Origin of the sequence: Pseudomonas sp. PvP100, from assembly GCF_017833055.1 — a bacterium.
Lineage (GTDB): Bacteria > Pseudomonadota > Gammaproteobacteria > Pseudomonadales > Pseudomonadaceae > Aquipseudomonas > Aquipseudomonas syringae.
Genome location: NZ_JAFIBO010000001.1, coordinates 3592828 through 3617074, shown reverse-complemented (window position 1 = coordinate 3617074; position 24247 = coordinate 3592828). Strand labels below are relative to the sequence as shown.

Genomic DNA, 24247 nt, shown 5'->3' with positions numbered 1-24247 from the left:
GTCATTGCGTTAAGTCAATGATCAGTGCATCGACCAGCGTTTTCGCTTTTGGAAACGCCAGAATAAAGAAACACAAGCACTCATTACCGTGGGGGCAATCGCTGTTGGCTTGTGGCCGGCAGCACGTTTCATCTGAGAGAGGAACATCTTATGTTCGGTTTAGAGGCTATAGATCTCGCCCGGATTCAGTTCGCATTCACGATTTCGTTCCACATTCTGTTTCCTGCCATCACCATCGGTCTGGCAAGTTACCTGGCTGTGCTCGAAGGTCTGTGGCTGAAGACCCGCGATGACGTCTACCGTGACCTGTACCACTTCTGGTCGAAGATTTTTGCAGTCAACTTCGGCATGGGCGTGGTTTCCGGGCTTGTCATGGCCTACCAGTTCGGCACCAATTGGAGCCGCTTCTCCGACTTCGCAGGTGCTGTGACCGGGCCGCTGCTGACCTACGAGGTGCTGACCGCGTTCTTCCTGGAAGCGGGCTTCCTCGGTGTGATGCTGTTCGGCTGGAATCGTGTCGGCCGCAGACTGCACTTCTTCTCCACGGTAATGGTTGCCATCGGCACGCTGATCTCCACCTTCTGGATTCTGTCGTCCAACAGCTGGATGCAGACACCGCAAGGGTTCGAGATCATCGACGGTCGGATCATTCCCACTGACTGGTTCGCCGTGGTCTTCAACCCGTCGTTCCCTTATCGTCTGACGCACATGGCCATTGCCGCGTTCGTGGCGACGGCGTTCTTCGTCGGTTCGTCGGCCGCCTGGCACCTGTTGCGGGGCCGCGACACACCTGCGGTGCGCAAGATGCTCTCGATGGCCATGTGGATGGCCCTGCTGGTCGCGCCTGTCCAGGCTGTCGTCGGTGACTTCCACGGTCTGAATACGCTCAAGCATCAGCCTGCGAAGATTGCGGCTATCGAAGGTCACTGGGAGAACGTCGGTGACGAACCGACCCCGCTTATCCTGTTCGGCATTCCCGACATGAAGGAAGAACGAACCAAGTACGCGGTGGAAATTCCGTACCTGGGCAGCCTGATCCTGACCCACAGTCTCGACAAGCAGGTGCCTGCGCTCAAGGAGTTCAAGCCCGAGGATCGCCCTAATTCGACGATCGTGTTCTGGTCGTTCCGGGTCATGGTCGCCCTTGGCATGCTGATGATCTTCACCGGCCTGTGGAGCCTGTGGCTGCGCAAGCGCGGCACGCTGTATAACTCGCGTCCGTTCCTGTACCTGGCGTTGTGGATGGGGCCGTCTGGTCTGATCGCGATTCTCGCCGGCTGGTTCACCACCGAAATCGGTCGTCAGCCGTGGGTCGTGTACGGCCTGATGCGTACCGCCGATGCCTCGTCCGGGCACAGCGTGGCGCAGATGAGCATCACCCTAGTGCTGTTCGTGGTCGTCTACTTCGTGCTCTTCGGCACAGGCCTTGGCTACATGATGCGTCTGGTTCGCAAAGGGCCGAAGGCCTATGTCGAACATGTGCCTCACGGTGGTCCCGGCCAGCAACGTACACCGGCCCGTCCACTCTCCGCCGCTGTTGAAGGCGAAGAAGATGGCGACAATCTTGACCGTCACGGCAAGGGGATTTAAGCCATGGGTATCGATCTTCCGCTGATCTGGGCCATCATCATCGTCTTCGGCATCATGATGTACGTGGTGATGGACGGCTTCGATCTGGGTATCGGGATTCTCTTCCCGTTCATGAAAGACAGTTCCGACCGCGACGTGATGATGAACACCGTCGCGCCGGTCTGGGACGGCAACGAAACCTGGCTGGTGCTGGGCGGTGCAGCACTGTTCGGCGCATTCCCGCTGGCCTACTCGGTGGTCCTGTCTGCGCTGTACCTGCCGCTGATGTTCATGCTCATGGGCCTGATTTTCCGTGGCGTGGCATTCGAGTTCCGCTTCAAGGCGACCGAACTGAAGCGCCACTGGTGGGACAAGGCGTTCATTGGCGGCTCGCTGGCTGCGACCTTCTTCCAGGGCGTGGCGCTGGGTACCTACATTGAAGGTATTCCGGTGGTCGATCGCCAGTTTGCCGGGGGCTCGCTGGACTGGCTCTCGCCGTTCCCGATGTTCTGCGGGCTGGCCTTGATCGTCGCCTATGCGCTGCTGGGCTGCACTTGGCTGATCATGAAAACCGAAGGCTCGCTGCAGAAGGCGATGCATGATCTGGCGCGTCCGCTGGCCCTTGCGGTGCTCGCGGTCATGGGCGTGGTCAGCCTGTGGACGCCGCTGGCCCACGCTGATATCGCGCATCGCTGGTTCAGCATGCCCAACCTGTTCTGGTTCATGCCGGTACCGATTCTGGTGCTGGTGACCATGTATGGTCTGTTCAAGGCGGTGGCCCGCAATGCCCACTACACGCCGTTTCTGCTGACCCTGTTGCTGATCTTCCTGGGTTACAGCGGTCTGGGCATCAGTCTGTGGCCAAACATCATCCCGCCGTCGGTATCGATCTGGACCGCCGCCGCGCCGCCGCAGAGCCAGGGCTTCATGCTGGTGGGCACGCTGTTCATCATTCCGTTCATCCTGGGCTACACCTTCTGGAGCTATTACGTGTTCCGCGGCAAGGTGACGGCTGCAGACGGTTATCACTAGTCCGAACCGAGGAGAATGACGATGTCTGGTAAAAATTCCATGCACGATCCTGATCCGGCGCTGAGCAAGCCGCTCTGGCAACGACTGGCCTGGCTGGTCGGAATCTGGGCGGGCAGCGTATTCGCGCTGTTCATCGTGGCCAGCCTGATGCGCATGTTCATGAGCGCAGCGGGCCTGACGACACACTGATACTGAATTCCCGTTCGTGTCTGCGGACACGTTTTGCGACCCTCTTGCCACTCGCGTGGCAAGGGGGTCTTTTTTTGTGCCGTGGGCGTGGGTTACTTGCGGGCTTTCAGGATCACGAATTTCGGCGTAGCGGCGACTTGTTCGACGCCGCGGAACAAGCGCGACAGCTTGGTGTGATAACCCAGGTGGCGATTGCCGACGATGTACAGCGCCCCGCCAGTCACCAGAGCGGCCCGGGCCTGAAGGAACATCCGCCAGGCAAGAAAGTCGCCGACCACTTGTTGCTGGTGGAAGGGCGGGTTGCACAGCACCACATCCAGCGAATCAGGCTCCTGCATCTCCAGACCGTCGCCTGCTTGAATCCGTACGGCGCGATCACCCAGCGTCGCTTGCCAGTTCTCGGCTGCCGATTGCACGGCCATGAACGACTCGTCGACCAGCGTGTAGTGCGCCTGCGGGTTGTCCAGCGCACTGGCGATGGCCAGTACGCCGTTACCGCAACCCAGGTCCGCGACCCGTGCCGTGCCAAGATTTTTTGGCAGATGCGGCAGGAAAGCGCGGGTGCCGATGTCTAGCCCGTCGCGGCAGAACACATTGGCATGGTTGAGCAGTTCGATGGCCGGTTCATCCAGCCGGTAGCGCGTCGGGTAGGGCGAGGTGCGCACTTCCATGGGCTGTGGCGTGGCAAACAACAGCCTGGCTTTTTTCACTGCCAGCGAGGCTTGGACCGGTCCGACATATTCCTCCAGCAAGTCGCCAGCCGAACGCGGCAAATGCTTGACCATTGCTGCAGCGATAACCCGTGCGCCGGGGGCCAGCTGGCCTTGCAGGCGTATCAGTTGCTCCTCGAGCAGCGCCAGGGTCTTGGGCACACGAATCAGCACCCAGTCGAATGGCCCTTGCAACGCTTCGCTGGCCGGAATGTGCGGTACTGCGTCGTAGCTCATGCCGTTGCGCGCCAGATTCTTTTCCAGCGCCTGTGCCGCCAGAAACGAGTCGGTACTGCTGATCACCGTGGCATGCGGCGCGAGACTTGCCGCCAGCGCGCCGAAACTGTCATTGAGCACCAGAACCCGGCTTGGCAGGCTCAGCCCTGTTTGTGCAACATGATTGAGCAGGTACTCGTCAGCGGCATCGAAGGCCTGCAGGGGCTCATCCTGTTGCTCGGGTTGGCGAATGAGATCAAGTTCAGCGAAGGGACTGATGAGCAGCGGCATTGGCGGGAGAACTCTGTGCAATCGAAGGTATGTCAGTGAGCCCGATGACAGGTGGGCTCGCTGAGACAGACGATTTTACGTATTTTTTCGTTTCGATACCTGTCTGATTACGCGGTGATTGCCCGTTTTGTCAGAACATCCCGCTGAGTGCGGCCTGTACGGCGGCAGCCGTCTTGTTGCAAACGCCCATTTTTTGAATGGCGCTGGCAATGTGGAAGTGAATTGTGCGCTCCTTCAGGCAGAGGATCATTGCGATGTCGCCAGCTGTTTTGCCTTCAGCGGACCATTTGAGGACTTCGATTTCTCTCTGAGTCAGGTTTTTTGCTGGCGAGGGCTGTGAGAAATTTATGTCCATTGTGTTCATGTAGCCTCCTTGCAGTACGTGTACAGACCTTGCTGGGTGTTTATCCAGTCTAGGAACAAATAGACCGCAATCCGTCAGGCTGCGGATCAGCCGGACGGATGGGCTGATGGCACTTGGCAGTGTGTTTCGGGGCTGTCGGCTGAAACCCCCGCGCGAGAAGGGTCGGGGTAATCGGCTCTGTGGACGTTCGACCCTGCAAGGGCTGATCCAAGAACCAAATACTCTAAGCGGCAGAGCCCGTTGCCGGGTAATCCATCACAAATAGCCGGTGTTTATCGAGCCTGCTTTGCGGGACACTGGGCTCTGCTTTCCATATTCAGGAGTTCAAAGCGCACCATGACCGTCAGTGACGACAAATTCACCCGACAGACACTGCAGCGTGTCACGCCGCTGACCGCGAACCTGTTTACCCTGCGCACCACGCGTGATCCCGGTTTTCGCTTTCGTGCTGGACAGTTTGCGCGTCTCGGGGTGACCAAGGCCGACGGTTCAGTCGTATGGCGTGCCTACTCGATGGTTTCTTCTCCGCATGACGAGTTTCTGGAGTTCTTTTCCATCGTGGTGCCGGATGGCGAGTTCACCAGCGAGTTGAGCCGCTTGCGTGAGGGTGACAGTCTGTTGGTGGAAAAGCAGGCGTTTGGTTATCTGACCCTGGATCGCTTTGTCGATGGGCGCGATCTCTGGCTGTTATCCACAGGGACGGGTGTCGCACCGTTTCTGTCGATCCTTCAGGATTTCGAGGTTTGGGAGAAGTTCGAGCGGGTGATTCTGGTGTACAGCGTTCGTGAGTCGCGCGAGCTGGCTTATCAGCAGTTGATTGCCGAACTGATGCAGCGTGAGTACCTGGCTGAATACGCGGACAAGTTTCTGTTTCTGCCTACGGTGACCCGCGAGCAGCATCCGGGCGCATTGAATGGACGTATCACGCAGTTGATCGAAAACGGGGAGCTGGAGCGCGCGGCCGGCATTGCTCTCACGCCGGAGCATTCGCGGGTGATGCTGTGCGGCAATCCGCAGATGATCGATGACACTCGGGCGATTCTCAAGCAGCGCGAGATGCGCTTGAGCCTGTCACGCAAGCCTGGGCAGGTGGCGGTTGAGACGTATTGGTGAGGGTTGGCGGCTAACGATGGCTGTCGTGCCGAGCATTGGCACGACAGTCACATAACTATCGTTCCTCACGCTCCAGCTTGGGAATGCAGTTCGTGACGCTCTGCGTCACACAGCTGTTCTGTGATGTCAGGTAGATTGAGGTTCGACTCAGGTCACCTTTTCGCCCCTCGGCGACTCACTTTGAGGGACCAAAGTAAGCAAAGTCCTTAGCTCCGTTTCCGGCCCGACTTCGTCGGGTTCCTTCGCCCTGTCACTGATCCGGGGGTCGCCGCAACGCGCCATCCATGGCGCGGTGCGGCTAGCCTGGCGTCCTGCCAGGCTACCCCCGGATCAGCGCCAGGACTCAGCCGTCACTTACGTCGCACTCTGCGTTGTCAGTGCCATCGCGGTTGAAAAGCACTGCTTAGGGCCGATGGCCGGCAGGTGCAGGCCTTACTCAATCAAAGCGTACGCGCAGGATCCACGGTAATGGGCGCTGCCGGTTTGCTCTGCTCTTTGAGCAGGTCGCGTATCTCGCCCAGCAGGACTTCTTCTCTGGAGGGTGTTGGCGGCAGAGTAGGTGCCTTGGCTTCTTCGCGTTTCAGGCGGTTGATGGCCTTGACGCCCATGAAGATCGCGAACGCGACGATGATGAAGTCGAGGACGGTCTGGATGAACTTGCCGTACGCCAGCAGTACCGCAGGTGCAGTCCCTTGCGCGGGGCGCAGGGTGACGGCCAGGTCGCTGAAGTCCACGCCACCAATCAGCAGGCCCAGCGGCGGCATGATGACATCGCCGACGAACGAGGAAACGATCTTGCCGAATGCCGCGCCGATGATAATACCGACGGCCATATCAACTACGTTGCCTTTGACCGCGAATGCCTTGAATTCCTTAAGCACGCTCATGGGGTAATTCCTTGTAGCAGATAAATTTGATCCGGATGAGTGTAGCCCAGACGTACTGTTGCCGCCCGTGCCACATTCAATCGACCGGAGTCGTCCATGTAAGTTTTATCCGGTTTTCAAAAGCAGTCGTCGGCCAGCGACTGGCAGGTGTTGCAACCTGCGTTATCATGGGCGTTTTCTAACGACTGGGGTTGTCATGGCCAAGGCCAAACGCTTGTACGGCTGCACCGAGTGCGGCGCGACATTTCCCAAGTGGGCGGGCCAGTGCAGCGAATGCGGTGCCTGGAACACACTGGTCGAAACCATGATTGAAAGCGGTGCCGCCGCGCCGCCCACCGGGCGTACCGGCTGGACCGGTTCGCAGGCGCAGATCAGGACCCTGGCGGAGGTCAGCGTCGAAGAGATCCCGCGCTTCTCCACCAACTCCACCGAGCTGGACAGGGTACTCGGCGGCGGTCTGGTTGACGGTTCGGTGGTTCTGATTGGCGGCGACCCCGGCATCGGCAAGTCCACGATCCTCTTGCAGACGCTGTGCAACATCGCCCAGCGCATGCCCGCGCTGTATGTCACCGGTGAGGAATCCCAACAGCAGGTTGCCATGCGTGCCCGGCGCCTGGGTCTGCCGCAGGACAAGCTGCGGGTCATGACCGAAACCTGCATCGAGACCATCATTGCCACTGCCAAGGTCGAGAAGCCCAAGGTGATGGTGATCGATTCGATCCAGACGATTTTCACCGAACAGCTGCAGTCGGCCCCTGGCGGCGTGTCGCAGGTTCGTGAAAGCGCCGCCTTGCTGGTGCGTTACGCCAAGCAGAGCGGCACGGCGATCTTCCTGGTCGGCCACGTCACCAAGGAAGGCGCCCTGGCCGGTCCGCGTGTGCTTGAGCACATGGTCGACACCGTGCTGTATTTCGAGGGCGAGTCGGATGGTCGCCTGCGCCTGTTACGAGCGGTGAAGAACCGCTTTGGCGCGGTCAATGAGCTGGGCGTGTTCGGCATGACCGACAAGGGTCTGAAAGAAGTCTCCAACCCGTCGGCGATCTTTCTCACTCGTGCGCAGGAAGAAGTGCCGGGTAGTGTGGTCATGGCCACCTGGGAAGGCACGCGGCCGATGCTGGTGGAAGTGCAGGCGCTGGTGGACGACAGTCACATGTCCAACCCGCGCCGCGTAACGCTGGGACTGGATCAGAATCGTCTGGCGATGCTGCTGGCAGTCCTGCACCGTCACGGTGGCATTCCTACTCACGATCAGGACGTGTTCCTCAACGTGGTAGGCGGCGTGAAAGTGCTGGAAACCGCCTCCGACCTGGCCTTGATGGCGGCGGTCATGTCCAGCCTGCGCAATCGTCCGCTGCCGCATGACTTGCTGGTGTTCGGTGAGGTGGGGCTTTCCGGTGAAGTCAGGCCGGTGCCCAGCGGCCAGGAGCGCCTCAAGGAGGCCGCCAAGCACGGCTTCAAGCGCGCCATCGTGCCCAAGGGCAACGCGCCGAAAGAAGCGCCGCCCGGCTTGCAGATCATTGCCGTTACGCGACTTGAACAGGCCCTCGATGCGCTGTTCGAGTAACTTCGCCCTGAGGATTATTCCTGCAGTTCGATCAAGGCTGCCAGTTCCCGATCCAGTTCCTCGGGGTCTCCGAGGTTCAATTCGACCAGCCGCCTAAGGTGGCTGATTGACTCCAGCCCAATGTGCCGGCAAACGAATCCCAGTTGCCGGTTGTTGTCATGGGTGATTTCGACATCCATTTTCACATGGGCATCGTTGCTCAGAATGATGTCGACTTCAAAGGGCTGCGTCTGATCACCGTTCCACGGATCAGGCCGGTCGATCAGCAACCCTTTGAGGGACAGGTCGACCAGTTGCACTTTCCAGCTTTTGTCGCCTTGCTTCAGATCGGTCTTGGCATCAAAGGCAATGCGTTTGAAACGACGGCGATCTTCGGGTGAGTCGGTCATCGAATGAACTCTCTTGGTGACCGCCACCGGAGTCAGCGGGCAGGTCGTTATCTGATCGATTCTGTTGTCCATGCACGATAGACCGGAAAGCAATTGCAGAACAGTTCTGCATCGCTGTTTTGTGATCGGAACGCCATCTGTCGAGGCCATTCCAGCCCTCTATGCCGGGTATCTGCCGCAATTGATCAAATTTCGACCTAGACCTTGGTTGGGGGTGGTCTTTCGCTGATCCGGCGCTAAACTCGCATGGCTTGCCTTCTAGTCAACTCTGCTGGAATAAAAAAATGAAAAATAATAATAGTCTGATGCGCCATGTTCCCTGGCTCATCGTCGCAATTGTCGGGGCATGTGCCCTTGGGGTCGTGGCCTTGCGTCGCGGAGAGGCGATCAACGCCTTGTGGATCGTGGTCGCCGCGGTAGCTATCTACCTGGTTGCCTATCGTTACTACAGTCTTTTCATCGCCACTCACGTCATGCAGATCGATCCGCTGCGCGCGACACCGGCGGTGGTCAACAACGACGGTCTGGACTATGTGCCGACCAACAAACACATCCTCTTCGGTCACCACTTTGCAGCCATTGCTGGCGCAGGCCCGCTGGTAGGCCCGGTACTGGCAGCGCAAATGGGCTATCTGCCCGGTACGCTCTGGCTGATTGCCGGCGTGGTGTTGGCCGGTGCGGTGCAGGACTTCATGATCCTGTTCCTTTCGACGCGCCGTGACGGACGCTCGTTGGGCGACATGGTCCGCGAGGAAATGGGCCGTATTCCCGGCACCATTGCACTATTCGGCTGTTTCCTGATCATGATCATCATCCTCGCGGTGCTGGCGCTGATCGTAGTCAAGGCCCTGGCTGAGAGCCCGTGGGGCATGTTCACGGTCATGGCGACGATCCCGATCGCGATGTTCATGGGCATTTATATGCGCTACATCCGTCCAGGACGCATTGGTGAAATCTCCATCGTCGGCGTCATTCTGTTGCTCGGCTCCATCTGGGTCGGCGGCATGGTTGCGGCGGATCCGACCTGGGGGCCGATGTTCACGTTTACCGGCGTGCAGATCACCTGGATGCTGGTCGGTTATGGCTTTGTAGCGGCCATGCTGCCGGTCTGGCTGCTGCTTGCACCCCGTGACTACCTGTCGACCTTCCTGAAAATCGGCACCATTCTGGCACTCGCGATCGGCATCCTGATTCTGGCGCCCGAGCTGAAAATGCCGGCCCTGACCCAGTTCACCAACGGCACAGGCCCGGTCTGGAAGGGCGCACTGTTCCCGTTCCTGTTCATCACCATTGCCTGCGGTGCAGTGTCGGGTTTCCACGCACTGATCTCGTCGGGCACGACGCCCAAACTGCTGGATAACGAGAAGAACGCCCGTTACATCGGTTACGGCGGCATGCTGATGGAGTCCTTCGTGGCCATCATGGCGATGGTTGCCGCGTCGGTGATTGAGCCGGGCGTGTACTTCGCCATGAACAGCCCGGCTGCGGTGGTCGGCAGTGACGTGGTAACCGTTGCGCAGACCGTGTCCAGCTGGGGCTTTGCCATCACGCCGGAGCAACTGACCGCTGTCGCGAAAGACATCGGTGAAAACACTGTTCTGGCCCGTGCCGGTGGTGCTCCGACGCTGGCCGTCGGTATCGCGCAGATTCTCCATCAGGTGCTGCCGGGTGAAAACACCATGGCGTTCTGGTACCACTTCGCGATTCTGTTTGAGGCACTGTTCATCCTGACCGCAGTCGACGCCGGTACACGTGCCGGACGCTTCATGCTGCAGGACTTGCTGGGCAGCTTCGTCCCGGCCCTGAAGCGCACCGAGTCGTGGACGGCCAACGCCATCGGTACCGGCGGTTGCGTGGCGCTGTGGGGCTATCTGCTCTATCAGGGCGTGATCGATCCGCTGGGCGGCATCAATACCCTGTGGCCGCTGTTCGGTATCTCCAACCAGATGCTTGCCGGTATCGCCCTGATGCTGGCCAGCGTGGTGCTGATCAAGATGAAGCGTCAGCGCTATGTCTGGGTGACCATGCTGCCCGCTGTCTGGCTGCTGATCTGCACCGTGACCGCTGGTTTGATCAAGCTGTTCGACGCCAACCCTGCGGTAGGTTTCCTGGCTCTGGCCAAGAAATACAGCGCGGCGGCCGATGCCGGTCAGATTCTGGCCCCGGCCAAAACCATGGACCAGATGCAGCACGTTATCTTCAACGCTTACACCAACGCCGGGCTGACCATATTGTTCCTGTTCGTGGTGGTCAGCATTCTGTTCTACGCCATTAAAGTCGGCCGTGCGGCCTGGAGCACCAAGGAGCGCACCGACAAGGAAGCTCCGTTCCAGGCCATGCCGCCAGCGTCACAGGTGTGATGATGGATACCCACAGAGGATTTGCCCATGTTCAATGACCTGAGTCGCCTCGGCAAATACCTTGGTCAGGCCGCGCGCCTGATGGTGGGCATGCCGGACTACGACACCTATGTCGAGCACATGCAGAACACTCACCCGGACAAGCCGGTGATGACCTACGAGCAGTTCTTTCGGGAGCGGCAAGAGGCCCGTTACGGCGGCAAGGCCGGTCCGAAGTGCTGTTGATCCGCTGATCTGCGTTATGGTTTGATCCGACGCGCCGCAGGCCATCACCTGTGGCGCGTTTTCATTTCAGCTGAATGCCTCACGCCAGGAGCCTTATGACTGAGTTGCAACCCATCCCCGTGACCGTGCTGACCGGTTTTCTGGGCGCCGGCAAGACCACCTTGCTGCGCCACCTGCTCAAGGCCGAACACGGCCTGAAAATCGCCGTGATTGAAAACGAATTCAGCGATGCAGGCATCGACAGCCAGTTGCTCGGCACCGACCCTGTGCAGATCATGACCCTGTCCAACGGTTGCGTGTGCTGCACCATCCACACTGACCTGACCAAGGCGCTCTACCTGTTGCTGGAGCGTCTGGACAGCGGCGAGATCGCGTTCGACCGACTGGTGATCGAATGCACCGGTCTGGCCGATCCCGCGCCGGTCGCGCAGACGTTCTTCATCGATGAAGAGCTGCGCGAGCGTTACATCCTCGACGGCATCATTACCCTGGTCGACGCCGCGCACGCCGATACCCACCTGGTGCAAACCATCGCCCAGGCGCAGATCGGTTTTGCCGACCGGTTGCTGGTCAGCAAGCGTGATCTGGTCGACGACGCAGCCTTCGAGGCCCTTAGTGCACGCCTGACCCGCATCAACCGCCGTGCGCCGATCCGTATTGTCGAGCACGGCAGGATCGACCTCGCCGAACTGCTCGACGTACGCGGCTTCAACCTCAATGCCGACCTCGGCGGCGGCATGATCCTGCGCCCGCTGGCCCCGGCCGGCAATTCCGCTGACCGGATCAGCAGCCTGGTCCTGCGCAGCGAAAAACCGCTGAATCTGGACCGCCTCAGCGAGTTCATGAACGAGCTGCTGGAAGACCACGGCAAACAATTGCTGCGTTACAAGGGCGTGCTCAACATCGAAGACGAACCACGCAAGATGGTGTTTCAGGGCGTGCTCAAACTGTATGGCTTCGACTGGGACACCGAGTGGGCCGAAGGCGAAAAACGCGAGAGCGTGATTGTGTTCATTGCCGATGAGTTGCCGGAGGAGAAGATTCGGGCGGGGTTCGAGAAGGTATGCGGTTGAGAGGTCGAACAGCGGCTGAGCTTCTGCCCGTACAGTGAACCGCCCAACAAAAAGCCCCGGCTCTCACGAGTCGGGGCTTTTGGTACTGCGTTTAAACCAGGCTTATCAAGCGCCGTAAACCGGCAGCTTGGCGCAGATGGCCTTGACCTTCTCGCGAACCGCGTCGATCACGGCTTCGTTGTTCAGGTCAGCCAGGATGTCGCAGATCCAGCCGGCCAGCTCCTTGCACTCTGCTTCCTTGAAGCCGCGAGTGGTCACTGCCGGGGTGCCGAAGCGCAGGCCGGAGGTGACGAACGGGGAGCGTGGGTCGTTTGGTACGGAGTTCTTGTTGACGGTGATGAAGGCGCGACCCAGAGCGGCGTCGGCGTCTTTACCGGAGATGTCCTGTTTGATCAGCGACAGCAGGAACAGGTGGTTCTCGGTACCGCCGGACACGACGTCGAAGCCACGCTCGATGAACACACCGGCCATTGCCTTGGCGTTCTTCACCACTTGCTGCTGGTAGGTCTTGAACTCAGGCTGCAGCGCTTCCTTGAAGCACACGGCCTTGGCTGCGATGACGTGCTCCAGCGGACCGCCCTGGGAGCCAGGGAATACTGCAGAGTTCAGCTTCTTCTCGATCTCGGCGTTGGCGCGCGCCAGGATCAGGCCGCCACGTGGACCGCGCAGGGTCTTGTGCGTGGTGGTGGTCACGACATCGGCGAATGGCACCGGGTTCGGGTAGACGCCTGCGGCGACCAGACCGGCTACGTGAGCCATGTCGACGAACAGGTAGGCACCGACCTTGTCAGCGATTGCACGGAAGCGCGGGAAGTCGAGGATCTGCGAGTAGGCAGAAAAACCGGCGACGATCATTTTTGGCTTGTGCTCGACAGCCAGGCGCTCGACTTCGTCGTAATCGATCATGCCGTCGGCATCGATGCCGTACTGAACGGCGTTGTACAGTTTGCCCGAGGACGAAACGCTGGCGCCGTGGGTCAGGTGACCACCGTGAGCAAGGCTCATGCCCAGAATGGTGTCGCCGCCTTGCAGCAGGGCCAGGTAGACCGCCGAGTTGGCTTGCGAACCCGCATGTGGCTGAACGTTGGCGTAGTCAGCGCCGAACAGTTCCTTGGCGCGGTCGATGGCCAGTTGCTCGATAATGTCGACGTACTCGCAACCACCGTAGTAGCGCTTGCCTGGATAGCCTTCTGCGTACTTGTTGGTCAGGGCCGAGCCTTGAGCTTCCATGACGGCCGGACTGGTGTAGTTTTCCGAGGCAATCAGCTCGATGTGTTCTTCCTGACGCAGAGCTTCTTGCTCCATGGCGGCAAACAGATCGGCGTCGTACTTGGCGATAGTCAAATCACGGCTGAACATGGCAGTCCTCAAGGGGGCATGGCGGAAAAGGCGACTATTCTACCCCATCGGGTTTTATCTGGCATATGAAAGGCAGTCATCTTGAACAGTGAGGGCGTTCACGCGGGTTTCGACCAGGGCCAAAATCATGGCCGTGCTGCAGGCGCAAGGCTTGTTCTGTGTGGGGCCCGGCCACATGAGATTGTCGAGGTCGATTGAGTGAACTGCAGCGTGAACCGGGCACATTCACTCGAAATTTCAGCGATCACGCATCTATTTACCTTCAACTGCCGGAACCGTTCCGGGCCGGACGACACTCAGTCGGTCTGTTGCCCGTACCCACCGACAGTAGGTAAAAACGCCATGATGCCCTCTCAGATCACGCGCTCCTCTCATTCCTCATTGCCGGAGGTTGCTCCTGCGTCCGGCGATGCAGCCGGCGTTAGTGAGCAAGCTCCGCAGCAGGCTCGTACCGTAGCGTTTTTTGCCTCCGGCAAGCTGGCTGTGGCATTTGGTCGCACCTCGGCCGCGCCAGCGCAGGACTCTGTGCGTCTGTTGTCTGCTCTCCAGCGTGAGCTGGATAAACAGCAGCCGTCCTGGCCCACAGTTGCCCAGCTCTGCCACAGCCTGGCCGAGGTCGCCACGACCGAGCAGGGTTGGCACCAACTCGCCAGCGAGGATCAGGCGCCGGCGCTGAAAGACCTGCTTGAGCGCTGTATTGGCCGGCTGGCGGACATGCCTGCTTCTCACGCATCTCACGACTCGCTGTCACTGGCCTGCGAGGGGCTCAGGACCGCGCGCCTGCACCAATCGGTCGCTCGTTTGACTGCAAAGTCGCCTGCGTTAGCCCGGGCGGTTCCGGATCTGCTGGCGTTGACTCATCTGGATCCCGAGACGCTGGGCGCAGAGCCACCCGTTGTTTCGTCTTACACGCTCTTCAGCCATTTCGTGCGCACGGCCAAGCAGCGTACGGCGGATTTGAATGACAGCCTCCAGCGTCAACCCGAAGCGATCGTCAGTCTGCTGCGCTCACATGCCGACACGCTCAATCACCTGGAGACGTTGCCCGGCGCATTGCAGGCATTGACCGAAAATTGCCAGGACGCGCCAGCCTGCAATGAATTGCGCGAGCTGGCGGAAGTGGCGGGGGCGCTGCTGCAGCTATTGCGCGAACACGATCTTTTGCCGAGGCCGGAAGAAATCTCCATCGAGCCAGGTGAAGCACCTGCACCCGGCCACGAGCCTGCCGAGCCCCGGCTGACGAGAAGCCAGGCGTTGCTCAAGGCCGGCGGTAATCTGGTGCGCAAGTTTGATGCCTACGGGGCGCTCGCGCCGATGGACGACAAGGGGTTGCTGGCCTTGATGCGCACCCCGGCGCCACACCTGTCGCCCGATCAGATGCATGCCTTCCTGAACAAGCATGTGCTGCATCTCACGCAGGAACAACGCGATATCGTCAGCAATACCCCATTGCCCTTCGCCCCTGAAGGAGACATCGAGGCCCGGTGCGGCATGGGGTTCGATGAAAAACTGCGGTTGGCGCTGGCCAACGGTTCGCTGGTGTTGAGCGAGGAGCAACTGGCACGTCTTGGTCATTTGCCAAGTGCTGCTACCACGACGTCCGATGTTGTGAAGACGCTGCTGGAAAAGCCATCGTCGGCGCTGAGCGAGGCCGAGCGTGACATGTTGGGCGCAATCGTTCAGGCCAACGGTCAGGGCCAACTCGACGCCTGGCGCGCTCACAACGAAAAGTTGCCTGCAGTGTTGAGCCGCTCGGGGCTACCCTCTGATGTGAAAGACGAGTTGCTCAGCCTTAACCAAAGCATGAATGCCGAACTGGGCACGCTCAAGAACGGCGCCTCGCTCAAGAGTCGCGTCCTTGCAAGTCCGGCGATGCTGCTCGCGCTGGCACCCTTGCCACTGGCCGTGGCATTCGTCAGCAAGGACAACTCCTACAGCTCATCGCTGGTTGCCCACTTCACCAAGAACGCAGTGTTCATGGCTGGCCTGATGATGAACGAGCTGACCAACGCACGGACCAATGTCGATCACGGTCTGAACCGCTATTTCGTTACCGTGCTGGCCAACGCCATCGTGGCGCAGCCCACCTTTGCCAGAAACGAACACCTGCTGGAGCAGGTCGGCTTCGGTATCGCAACGGCCGTGGCATCGGGCGCAGCCACGCTGGGCGTATTCAACCGCGAATCGATCGTCGCCGCCTTCAAGCTCGCCAAGAGCAAGCTTTCCAGGCCAGACACCGGGAACGCCAGCATCCCGGAGGAAGACCATCTTGCCGTGGTCAGGCATTTCGACGTCAGCGAGCATTTTGCCCAGCAGATGAAAGTGGCGACCGAATTGTACAAGCAAGACAAAAGCATCACCGACATCATGAACTCGAGCCTGACGTACCTGGGCACCCAAAGCAGCGAATTCCAGGCCAGGTTCGAAGGCGCCGATGCCCTGCGCGCAGGTCTGCAGCTGGCCGAGGGGGAGCGCAAGGCGGACCCTGACTTCTACACCAAGCTGGGGCTGGTGGCCTTGACTGCGAGTATCGGTGCGGCGCTGGTGATGTTGATGAAAAGCATGGTCGGCAAAGCCGATTACGCGGCGGACGGCGTCTGGTGCGTATCGGAGATGCTCAAACTGGCCATGAACCCTGAAGTCGACATGCAAAAGGCGGTTCAGGTCTTCAAGGAGATCGTCGGCCTGAATCTGGTGATGACGGGGTTTCTGGGCGTCAACAAAGTCTGGAATTTTCTCGACAAGGGGATCAAAGGCTACGCCTCCGGTGCCGCGGTCCTGACCGCAGCCAACCTCACGCTTCCCGGTATGGTTGGAGAAGTGGCTGGCGCAGCAGCTGGCAAGGGGTTGAGCTACCTGACTGACAAAGGCAAGGCGGCGCATCAGGCTGGCAGGGCGGCAGCGTCCTGGGCCGGAAATTACGTCAGCACCTCGCGTCTGGGGAGCGCGGTCGGCACCCTGCAAACGGCAATTCCGGGCAGGATCGCAGGCGGGCAGGTAGTGGCGGGTCTCTACGACCGCTTCCGGTACCTGACCGGGTCGCTTCCGGCGTCTGCACAGCAAGCGGCTGGCGAGCCATAAGCCTGTAGCCGGTAGACCGCCGCCAGCAACGCAGGCGGTGGTCTTGCCTGGCTTACCACCATCACCGCCAATAATCCCTTCGCATCAACCCGCGCAAGCGTTTAACGGCGGCCTGCGTGCGGCCCACGGCTGGGCGCGCTCCAGTTGCCCGGCAAGGCTCAGCAAGGTCAGTTCGTCGCCAAACCGCGCGGCAAAGTGAGAACCCAGTGGCAGCGAATCTGCTGTCCAGTAGAGGGGCACGGACATGGCTGGCTGGCCAGTCGCGTTGAAGATTGCCGTGTAGGGCGAGTAGCTGTGTGAAAGCGCGATGAAGTCCTGCAGGGACCGACTGTCGTCGTCGAAGGCCAGTTCTCCCAGGCGGGGCGGCGCGCGGTTGAGCGTCGGGGTGAGGACAACGTCGTACTCTTCGAAGAAGCCGGCCATGGCCCGGCCCAGTGCATGCATCGATTCGACCGCGGAAATGTAGCGTGTTGCAGGCAGTTGCCCGCGTTCGCGCAGAATGACGCGGGTGCGCGGCTCCAGCTCGTCCATAGAGACCGGGAAACCGCGCATTTTGCCCAACAGATCGAGGTAGCCCTGGGTGTGTGAACCGATGATGTCGAACGTCGCATCGAGGAATTCAGGCAGCTGGATCGGTAACGTCGCCGGGACCACGTAATGGCCGAGCGTCTCTAGCAAGGCCGCCGTGTGCTGCAGTGCAGCCAGGGCTTCCGGTTCGGCGGGCCAGGGTGATATTGCCGAGATCAGAGCGATTTTCAGGCGCCTGGGATCGCGTCCCGCGGCGTGTGCAAACGGCGTCGCCGGCATGGGCGCCGCATAGGGAGCCCCCAGGTCACTCCCGGCAGTGGCGTCGAGCAGGGCGGCGCTGTCGCCTACCGACAGTGTGATCGCATGGGCCGTGCTCAGGCCTGCCCAGCCCTCGCCGACCATTGGGCCTGATGGCAGCAGGCCACGCGATGGCTTGAAGCCGAATACGCCGCAGCAGGAGGCCGGTACGCGAAGCGAGCCGCCGCCATCGTTGCCATGGGCGAAAGGGATGGCGCGCGCCGCAACCAGCGCTGCTGCACCCCCGCTGGAACCGCCCGCGCTGTATTGCGGATTCCAGGGATTGCGGGTCGCGCCGAAGCGTTGCGATTCGGTGCTGTAGGACACGCCGAATTCAGGCGCGGTGGTCGTTCCGATCAGTTGGCAGCCTGCCTGACGCAGCCGGCTGACGATTTCGCAGTCGATGTCTGAGCGAAACTCGCCCAGCGCATGCGAGCCACTGGTCATGCGAGCCCCGGTCATCGGGGTGAACATGTCTTTCACCAGCGTTGGTACGCCTGCCATGACGCCCTGTCTGACGCTGCTCCCGCTCGCCTGGCTGCGCGCCTGATCGTAAAGCCTTTCGCTGACGGCGTTCAGGCCTGGCTCGACCTGTTCTACCCGCTCAATAGCGGTTTCCAGCAGCTCGCCGGGGGTCACCTCGCCATTGCGTACCAGTGTTGCCAGGCCTCGGCCGTCCAGCGTATTGAATAATTCGTGCAGGTCTTTCATCGATCGTCTCCAGGATTGAAAGCGTGTCGTCGCGTTGCGCATGCCACTTAAAAGCTGATGCCGGTACGCAGCGCTACGGTGTAGCCCTCGGCACGGTTGTGGGCGTCGAACTCCTTGTAGGCGTGCAACCAGATGGGCGGCAGACCGGCGCCGGGTTTGAAGTAACTCACTGCAGGGCCTGCGGCGAGTACTCGGGCGCGATTGCCGCGGGTCAGTCCCGGCGCGTCGTCGTCCGACAGCTGTCGGTAGTAGTAGCCGCCAATGCCGACGGTCCAGTCGCCCACATGCTGGCCCACTGCAAACTCATGTCGGTACTCAACGCCACTGCGGTAATCGGTGTCGGGGTTACGCGCGTTTATATCGATCTGGAAACTCGAGGAAACCTCGAAGCCACCGGGTGAAATGTAGGTCGCGTTCAACAGCGGAGAAACCGTCCAGTGATGAGTACCAGGGCTGACCAGACGGTTTTTGTCATAGTCCCCGGTGGGCGCCTGAAACATCAGTTGGGCATTGATGCCCAGCCCCGGTCCGAGCTTCCAGTCCAGGATGATCGGTACCACTTGCAGATCCGCCTGGCGAAACAGCGATGCACTGTCGCTGAAGACCCGTTGCCCCCCGGCGTTCACGCCCAGGTCTGCATCCATCTTGAAGAAGATCGGCACCACCGCGAAACCATAGCGGGCCCCCAAAAACTCCTGCTCGGTCATTCGCAAATAAGCGAGGCCGATTGCCAGGACGTTGATCTGGAAATCGTTGGGGCTGTCATTGCCGTGGCTGTCCTTGATGACATTCGCCCGGTAGTTGCTGATGCGCATGCCGACGGTGCCATTGGGGGTGGTGGGCGGCATGAAGCCTGCGCCAAAGTCGAAAACGCCGGCGGCTGTCGTAGGTGCAGCATTTTCGGTGGCGCAGGCTGTGGACGATAACCACAGGATCGCCATGGCGAGCCCTGAAGCGCTAAGGAAGTGGTTTTTTAATGACATCGGTAAGCGCCTTGTTATTTTTATGGGCGAGCACAGCCCTCCCTTGCGGGGTGGCAGTTATTGGAAAAACCGGAAATGGGCTGGAACGCGTTGGCGTCAGCCGTCAGTCAAATGCAGTAACTGAGCGATCTGCGCTTTACGGGTGACACCGAGCTTGTTGTAGATCTTTCTCAAGTGGTGCCGGACGGTGCAGGGCGACATACCGATGTTGCGCGCGACTTCCTTGTAAGTCTGTCCGACCGCAAAGCCTCGGGCGACCTGAAGTTCGCGCGTGCTCAACAGTTCCAGACTGCTGCGTCGACGCGCCGTCAATAGAACGAGGTCGCCCACCGGCTGCGACGTGATGTGCAGGTTCTGACTCGAATAGCCCTCTTGAGGGTTGCATTGTCTGGGCAGACGATTGGACGGTCTGTCGGGCCATTCCGAGCCCAGCATCGACGAGAACGCAGGCTCCATGGAAAGCAGCACGCCGTAACGATCGCTCACCGCCATGGCGGTCTCATCGTAGGCGCCCTGAGTTTCCCGCAGGGTCGTGAGCGTGCGCAGATAACTGGCCTGTTCGGCGGCGATCAGATGCGGCATCAGCCACTCGATCAGGCGTTTGTCCAAGGGCGAAAAGGGCGTATGGTCAGCCGAGCGAAACAGCGTCAAATGCACGCCCTGCTGGGTGTGCGGGTCGGTCAGGACAATGCCCAGAGCGAAACAAAGGTCGTACTGGCGTCCGAGTTCGGCCAGCGCGGGAGGTGCATCCGCTGCCGTACAGTGAATGACCTGACAGACGCCTTGGGTCTGATGCATTCTGCCGACGCTGGCATCCGAGGTCTTGAGTTGCTCCCACTCGGCGGGATAGCCGGTGGGCAGGCCGAGCAAAAAGGAACTGTGCTCGACGGGCCAGTTGTCACGCCAGGTGGATCTTCCCCACCAGGCCTTGTCGAACGTCACCAGCGCGCACGCCCGCTCAAGCGCCTGTTGATGAAACGTAGAGATCGACGCGCTGCTGACCTCGGTCTGAAGCGCGAGAATCACCTTGTTCAAGGCTTCAACGACCTGACAGGAAACACTGTCCAGGGATGTTGTATCGCTGATCATGCTACCCCCTTGTGTTCTTTATTATGGGTAGAGCGCTCGCTGTCATCGACGCTGTGCGAGGCAGTGGCTCAAGTCTACTCATATTCAAGGGTTCGGCTATCGTTCAAATGTACGATGGCCGGGGCGCGAGGCCCGCATTCAATCCAGCATGAACAACGCATCATTACTGAATTGCGCTTCGAACTGCGCAGGGGGCATCGGGCGGCCGAACAGGTAGCCCTGGACTTCGTCGCAGTCGTGTTCGCGAAGAAACTCCAGTTGTTCATGGGTCTCCACGCCTTCGGCGATCACCGAGAGGTTCAGGCTATGAGCCATGGCGATGATGGCGCGGGCGATCTGGGCGTCCTGCTCGCCGGATGGGAGGCCATCGACGAAGGTACGGTCGATCTTCAGCACGTCAATCGGGAACTGTTTGAGGTAGTTCAGCGACGAGTAGCCGGTGCCGAAGTCATCGACGGCGATGCTCAGGCCAAGGTTCTTGAGGCTGTCGAGTATCTGCATGGCCTCGTTGACCTCGCGCATCAGGATGCTTTCGGTCAGTTCCAGCTCCAGGCAGGCGGGTGACAGGCCGGTCTGTTCGAGTATGAGGGCGATACGCTTGCCGAGCTGACCGTCCGAGAACTGCCGTGCCGAGATGTTGACCGACACCTTGGGCACGCGAACCCTGGCCTGATGCCAGTGTTTGAGTTGGCGGCAGGCTTCGGCCAGGACCCAATCACCGACCTCCACGACCAGCCCGAGCTCTTCGAGCACCGGGATGAAGTCGTTGGGCGGTACTAGCCCGCGACGTGGATGGCGCCAGCGCAGCAGGGCTTCTGCGCCCGTCAGGCGTTTGCCGTCGCCGCTGAACTGCGGTTGGTAGAAGAGGGTGAACTCCTTCTGCTCCAGGGCGTGGCGCAAGTCGCTTTCCAGCTCCAGACGCTCCAGAGCGGTGGCGTTCATGTCTGCCTGATAGAACTGGAAGTTGTTCTTGCCGCGCTCTTTGGCGTGATACATCGCCGTGTCGGCGTTCTTCATCAACTGACTCAGTTCCTTGCCGTCCTGCGGGCTGAGGGCGATGCCGATACTGGCGGTCACAAAGAACTCGCGGCCTTCGAGTACGAAAGGCGTTATCAGGCTGGTCAGAATGCGTTCGGCAACGTGAATCGCGCGATTCAGCGCGGCTTCGCGGGTTTCATCCGGTTCCAGCAGCAGAGTGAATTCATCCCCGCCCATGCGGGCCACGGTGTCATCCACCGACACGCAGGCGAGCAGGCGCGTGGCCATTTCCTGCAGCATCCGGTCGCCCGCGGCATGGCCCAGGGAGTCGTTGATCGGTTTGAAGCGGTCGAGGTCGAGGAACATCAGCACCACCCAGGCCTGCTGGCGCTCGGCGTGCTGCAGCGCCGAATGCAGTCGGTCCTGAAACAGGGTGCGGTTGGGCAGATGAGTCAGCGCGTCGTAGTAGGCCAGACGGTGGATACGATCCTCGCTGGCCCTGCGCTCGCTGATATCGCTGAAGAAGCACACGTAGCTGGCCAGGTCGCCTTCATCGTCGAGGACTGCGGTAATGCCGACCCAAGCCGGGTAGTGTTCGCCATTACGGCGCTTGAGCCGGATTTCACCTTCCCACGTGCCTTGTCCGTTCAACTGCCTGAGGATGTGGCGCAGCCGGGTTTCCTGTTCGGACTCCACGGTGAGCATGCCCGGCAGTTGATCGAGCACCTGAGCCACTTCATAGCCACTGACGCGGGTAAAGGCCTCGTTGGCCTGCACGATATAGCCAGCGGGGTCGGTAATCAGAATGGCGGATGTCGAATGCTCGAATACGGTGGCAGCCATGCGCAGGTCTTTCTCGGCCCGACGCTGCTGACTGATGTCCCGGCCCACGCCGAAGATCCCCTCGAAATTGCCGTGTTCGCCCCACACCAGAACCACGCGCAGTTCCACCGGGATCTTGCGACCGTCGGCACGCAGGCAGTCGAACAGGAACATTCGGATGGTGACTTCTTCGCGCAGCCTGGCGAGTTCCTGAGGTTTGTCGAGGACCTTGTCGATGCGGTCCATGAGCGCATCAAAACCGACTATTTGCTGGGGGTTGGCAATGGCGGCGGACCAGCCGTTCTGCAGGATCCACTCGGCGCTGTAGCCTAGCGCACGTTCTACCGAAGGGCTGACGTAGTTGACTGCCAGCCGGCCGTCGGTGGAGAAAATCACATCACTGATGCTTTCGGCGAGCATGCGGTAACGCTGTTCGCTGTCACGCAGCGACTGGCTGGACGCGACCTGCTCGGTAATGTCCTTGGCAATGCCGATGATACGGGTGACCCGGTCTTCTGCGTCCCAGGCCAGCGCCTGCTCGCGAATGTCGAAAGACCGCCAGTTGCTCTCGCGGTCCCGGAAGCGCAGCACGCGTTGCAGTAATTCATTGTGCCCGTGGTGACGCTGGCGCAGGCGCATGTCCTGATAGTTTCGGGCGTCCTCAGGGTGCAGCAGGACTTCCCAGAAGAACTCGCCCATGGCGTGCAGTTCTGACTTGCTGTAACCCAGCGTGTAGCCGAAGTGGTGGTTGCTGTAGATCACCCGCTGGCTGAGTACGTCCTGAACGTACAAATGGTCCGGTACGGTGCGTACCACGTCGGACCAGAAGCTCTCGCGGTCCAGCAATGACAGCTCGACCTGTTTACGGCTGGTGATGTCGCCAATGCTGAGAATCACCGCATCGAAGTCGCTGCGTGTCTCGGGCAGGCGCATGACCAGCCACAGGTGCTGATCCTCACCGCTTGCGCGGGTCAGGCAGATTTCCAGTTCCAGTCGTGGCTGCCCGGCGAGAACCGCCTGAATGATCGGAATGCCGACGCCCGGACGCGAGCGTGATTCGCCTTCGATCAATGGTTGCCATGCCTGTTCGCGGTGCTCGATGTCCAGCAGACTCAAGGCAACTTCGTTGAGTTCGCTGATGCGCAATTGCTGCAGCAGGCGTTTGAGCGAGGCTGGCTGGCTTTTGAGCAGACGCTCGAAGTCCTCGCCGGTCCTGACCTCAAGTGCTTCCAGTTGCTCTTGAAGGCCGGACATGTCCATGACACAGATCGCGACGCCTGCGCCTTCGAAGATATCCCGGTAGCGGCGCCTGCTCTGCAGCATCTGACGCTGGCGTCGGCGCAGGCTGATCAGCGCGATCAGCGGCAGGATCGACAGCAGCAGGCCGATCAGGCACTTGCCGATCAGTGGCGCAAGCACTTCGCTGCGGGCCTTGTAGGTGTCGAACAGCCCCCGCAGTTGCCAGTCACTGTTGCTCAGCGGCTGCAGCAGAATGGTATCGGACAGACCACTGTCCGCTTCGTTGGCCGGCACCTGTTCATGGAGAATGACCCGCTGTGTCTTGCGCTGTTCAAGACGCCACAGGTGCTGAAAGTTCTGCGCCGGCTGGCTGGCAAGTTCTTTCAAGGCGTCGGGTGCCACGCGCACTGCCCAGTAGTCGCCGCTCACGCCGTTGCCCAGGCGAATCAGTATATAAATCTGGTTGCCGTCTTCGGAGCCGGTATAGAAGTAGGGGCGACCGCGCGCCTGCTTCATGGCTTGTTCGAGAAACTCACCGTCGCGCGAGGCCTCGGCACTGTCACTGACAATTTCACTCTCCCGATTCAGGCGAGCGACGCTGCGCAGTGCGGGCAGGGCAGTGCGCAGGTTCACCAGCGTCGTCGGCTGCTCCAGCCGCTCCCCCGAGGATAGCGCCTCGTCCAGCAGGTTCATGGCGATCTGCGCCTTGAGCGCCATGTTCAGACTCATCCGGTCTGACAACTGGACGCTGTACTCCAGACTGCGCTGACGCTGGCGCTCCTGAGTCTGATGAAATTGCTCGATCAGCTGCCAGAGCAACAGGGCAAGCACCACCAGAACCAGGCCCGCCAGCATGCCTTTCACTGACCCACGCAGAGGCCTGGTCGCACTGTCTGTAGCAACACTTGATGACGACAGAGGCGTTGAAGTGGGCAAATCGCTGTTCCTGACTGCTGGACTGAAGCAGTGGTGCTTTAGATAAAATAGGCGGTCGCCCAAAGAGGGCGGCTAGCATGCCTTTAGTTGTGGCAAAGTGCCAGTGCCATTGGGCCGTATCGTTTGCCCTGCACGCAGCATTCGGGTAGCTTTGCGCAACGTGTGGTATCCACCGACTCCTGCATGAGTGACTCCACTTTTTGCAATATCGATCAGGCTTTATATTTGCCAGCACTGCCCCG

At 60.3% G+C, this 24247-nt stretch carries 18 protein-coding genes; 9 read left to right on the top strand and 9 right to left on the bottom strand.

Features of this window, described 5'->3' with window-relative positions; all coding sequences use genetic code 11:
* The first annotated feature begins 150 nt into the window (after positions 1-150).
* Genes JOE39_RS15405 through JOE39_RS15395 form a run of 3 tightly spaced genes read left to right on the top strand, consistent with a single transcriptional unit; the run spans position 151 to position 2790 of the window.
* On the top strand, positions 151-1590 hold the full coding sequence (locus JOE39_RS15405) for a cytochrome ubiquinol oxidase subunit I (protein ID WP_003396216.1): 1440 nt from the start codon (positions 151-153) through the stop codon (positions 1588-1590).
* A 3-nt stretch (positions 1591-1593) separates the two neighbouring features.
* On the top strand, positions 1594-2601 hold the full coding sequence (gene cydB, locus JOE39_RS15400) for a cytochrome d ubiquinol oxidase subunit II (RefSeq protein ID WP_003396217.1): 1008 nt from the start codon (positions 1594-1596) through the stop codon (positions 2599-2601).
* A 21-nt stretch (positions 2602-2622) separates the two neighbouring features.
* Positions 2623-2790, top strand: a complete 168-nt coding sequence (locus JOE39_RS15395; protein WP_002555239.1) for a DUF2474 domain-containing protein — start codon at positions 2623-2625, stop codon at positions 2788-2790.
* 92 nt (positions 2791-2882) lie between these two features.
* Here JOE39_RS15395 and JOE39_RS15390 read toward each other — a convergent pair whose 3' ends face one another.
* Positions 2883-4007 carry a methyltransferase gene (locus tag JOE39_RS15390; protein ID WP_024664035.1) on the bottom strand — a complete coding sequence of 375 codons (1125 nt, stop codon included), beginning with the start codon at positions 4005-4007 and terminating at the stop codon, positions 2883-2885.
* A gap of 130 nt (positions 4008-4137) precedes the next feature.
* On the bottom strand, positions 4138-4371 hold the full coding sequence (locus JOE39_RS15385) for a helix-turn-helix transcriptional regulator (RefSeq protein ID WP_003340758.1): 234 nt from the start codon (positions 4369-4371) through the stop codon (positions 4138-4140).
* Positions 4372-4707: 336 nt separating this feature from the next.
* Between JOE39_RS15385 and JOE39_RS15380 the strand changes: the two genes are divergently transcribed.
* Entirely contained in the window at positions 4708-5484 is a 777-nt protein-coding gene (locus JOE39_RS15380; protein ID WP_004416059.1) for a ferredoxin--NADP reductase, read from the top strand.
* Positions 5485-5924: 440 nt separating this feature from the next.
* On the opposite strand, the gene mscL is transcribed toward JOE39_RS15380, so the two are convergent.
* Positions 5925-6371 carry a large-conductance mechanosensitive channel protein MscL gene (mscL, locus tag JOE39_RS15375; RefSeq protein WP_046266826.1) on the bottom strand — a complete coding sequence of 149 codons (447 nt, stop codon included), beginning with the start codon at positions 6369-6371 and terminating at the stop codon, positions 5925-5927.
* A 196-nt stretch (positions 6372-6567) separates the two neighbouring features.
* Between mscL and radA the strand changes: the two genes are divergently transcribed.
* The gene (gene radA / locus JOE39_RS15370) at positions 6568-7935 is read left to right on the top strand and encodes a DNA repair protein RadA (RefSeq protein WP_002555235.1); all 1368 of its coding nucleotides are present in this window, start codon (positions 6568-6570) and stop codon (positions 7933-7935) included.
* Between the two features lie 14 nt (positions 7936-7949).
* Here the strand turns inward: radA and JOE39_RS15365 are convergent, their stop codons facing one another.
* Positions 7950-8324 (bottom strand): PilZ domain-containing protein, encoded by a 375-nt coding sequence (locus tag JOE39_RS15365; protein WP_003313806.1) that lies wholly within the window; start codon positions 8322-8324, stop codon positions 7950-7952.
* 284 nt (positions 8325-8608) lie between these two features.
* On the opposite strand from JOE39_RS15365, the gene JOE39_RS15360 reads away from it, so the two are divergent.
* The 3 genes from JOE39_RS15360 to yjiA all read left to right on the top strand — a co-directional run bounded on the left by JOE39_RS15360 (position 8609) and on the right by yjiA (position 11982).
* The gene (locus JOE39_RS15360; RefSeq protein ID WP_004416062.1) at positions 8609-10684 is read left to right on the top strand and encodes a carbon starvation CstA family protein; all 2076 of its coding nucleotides are present in this window, start codon (positions 8609-8611) and stop codon (positions 10682-10684) included.
* Between the two features lie 27 nt (positions 10685-10711).
* Entirely contained in the window at positions 10712-10909 is a 198-nt protein-coding gene (locus JOE39_RS15355) for a YbdD/YjiX family protein (protein WP_003313802.1), read from the top strand.
* Positions 10910-11004: 95 nt separating this feature from the next.
* Positions 11005-11982 (top strand): GTPase, encoded by a 978-nt coding sequence (gene yjiA / locus JOE39_RS15350; protein ID WP_046266825.1) that lies wholly within the window; start codon positions 11005-11007, stop codon positions 11980-11982.
* 105 nt (positions 11983-12087) lie between these two features.
* Here the strand turns inward: yjiA and glyA are convergent, their stop codons facing one another.
* Entirely contained in the window at positions 12088-13341 is a 1254-nt protein-coding gene (glyA, locus tag JOE39_RS15345) for a serine hydroxymethyltransferase (protein WP_024664010.1), read from the bottom strand.
* Positions 13342-13683: 342 nt separating this feature from the next.
* Between glyA and JOE39_RS15340 the strand changes: the two genes are divergently transcribed.
* Positions 13684-16422, top strand: coding sequence for a HopW family type III effector protein (locus tag JOE39_RS15340; protein WP_024664011.1), 2739 nt, complete (start codon positions 13684-13686; stop codon positions 16420-16422).
* 84 nt (positions 16423-16506) lie between these two features.
* Here JOE39_RS15340 and JOE39_RS15335 read toward each other — a convergent pair whose 3' ends face one another.
* From JOE39_RS15335 to JOE39_RS15320, 4 genes are all read right to left on the bottom strand, one after another.
* Entirely contained in the window at positions 16507-17958 is a 1452-nt protein-coding gene (locus tag JOE39_RS15335; RefSeq protein ID WP_210078587.1) for an amidase, read from the bottom strand.
* A 47-nt stretch (positions 17959-18005) separates the two neighbouring features.
* A complete protein-coding gene (locus JOE39_RS15330) occupies positions 18006-18941 on the bottom strand; it encodes a transporter (RefSeq protein WP_016569006.1) in 936 nt (311 codons plus the stop codon).
* Between the two features lie 96 nt (positions 18942-19037).
* Positions 19038-20030: a helix-turn-helix transcriptional regulator gene (locus tag JOE39_RS15325; RefSeq protein WP_024663291.1), complete on the bottom strand. Its 993-nt coding sequence runs from the start codon at positions 20028-20030 to the stop codon at positions 19038-19040.
* A gap of 138 nt (positions 20031-20168) precedes the next feature.
* Positions 20169-23924: an EAL domain-containing protein gene (locus tag JOE39_RS15320; RefSeq protein ID WP_245227484.1), complete on the bottom strand. Its 3756-nt coding sequence runs from the start codon at positions 23922-23924 to the stop codon at positions 20169-20171.
* Positions 23925-24247: the final 323 nt, after the last annotated feature.

Bases quoted from the DNA above. Each gene is read 5' to 3' on its own strand.
- yjiA (WP_046266825.1), top strand. From the start codon at position 11,005: ATGACTGAGTTGCAACCCATCCCCGTGACCGTGCTGACCGGTTTTCTG.
- JOE39_RS15325 (WP_024663291.1), bottom strand. From the start codon at position 20,030: ATGATCAGCGATACAACATCCCTGGACAGTGTTTCCTGTCAGGTCGTT.
- JOE39_RS15390 (WP_024664035.1), bottom strand. From the start codon at position 4,007: ATGCCGCTGCTCATCAGTCCCTTCGCTGAACTTGATCTCATTCGCCAA.
- JOE39_RS15385 (WP_003340758.1), bottom strand. From the start codon at position 4,371: ATGAACACAATGGACATAAATTTCTCACAGCCCTCGCCAGCAAAAAAC.
- JOE39_RS15405 (WP_003396216.1), top strand. From the start codon at position 151: ATGTTCGGTTTAGAGGCTATAGATCTCGCCCGGATTCAGTTCGCATTC.
- glyA (WP_024664010.1), bottom strand. From the start codon at position 13,341: ATGTTCAGCCGTGATTTGACTATCGCCAAGTACGACGCCGATCTGTTT.
- JOE39_RS15320 (WP_245227484.1), bottom strand. From the start codon at position 23,924: ATGCTGGCGGGCCTGGTTCTGGTGGTGCTTGCCCTGTTGCTCTGGCAG.
- JOE39_RS15335 (WP_210078587.1), bottom strand. From the start codon at position 17,958: ATGAAAGACCTGCACGAATTATTCAATACGCTGGACGGCCGAGGCCTG.
- JOE39_RS15340 (WP_024664011.1), top strand. From the start codon at position 13,684: ATGATGCCCTCTCAGATCACGCGCTCCTCTCATTCCTCATTGCCGGAG.
- JOE39_RS15330 (WP_016569006.1), bottom strand. From the start codon at position 18,941: ATGTCATTAAAAAACCACTTCCTTAGCGCTTCAGGGCTCGCCATGGCG.
- JOE39_RS15380 (WP_004416059.1), top strand. From the start codon at position 4,708: ATGACCGTCAGTGACGACAAATTCACCCGACAGACACTGCAGCGTGTC.
- JOE39_RS15360 (WP_004416062.1), top strand. From the start codon at position 8,609: ATGAAAAATAATAATAGTCTGATGCGCCATGTTCCCTGGCTCATCGTC.
- cydB (WP_003396217.1), top strand. From the start codon at position 1,594: ATGGGTATCGATCTTCCGCTGATCTGGGCCATCATCATCGTCTTCGGC.
- JOE39_RS15365 (WP_003313806.1), bottom strand. From the start codon at position 8,324: ATGACCGACTCACCCGAAGATCGCCGTCGTTTCAAACGCATTGCCTTT.
- radA (WP_002555235.1), top strand. From the start codon at position 6,568: ATGGCCAAGGCCAAACGCTTGTACGGCTGCACCGAGTGCGGCGCGACA.
- mscL (WP_046266826.1), bottom strand. From the start codon at position 6,371: ATGAGCGTGCTTAAGGAATTCAAGGCATTCGCGGTCAAAGGCAACGTA.
- JOE39_RS15395 (WP_002555239.1), top strand. From the start codon at position 2,623: ATGTCTGGTAAAAATTCCATGCACGATCCTGATCCGGCGCTGAGCAAG.
- JOE39_RS15355 (WP_003313802.1), top strand. From the start codon at position 10,712: ATGTTCAATGACCTGAGTCGCCTCGGCAAATACCTTGGTCAGGCCGCG.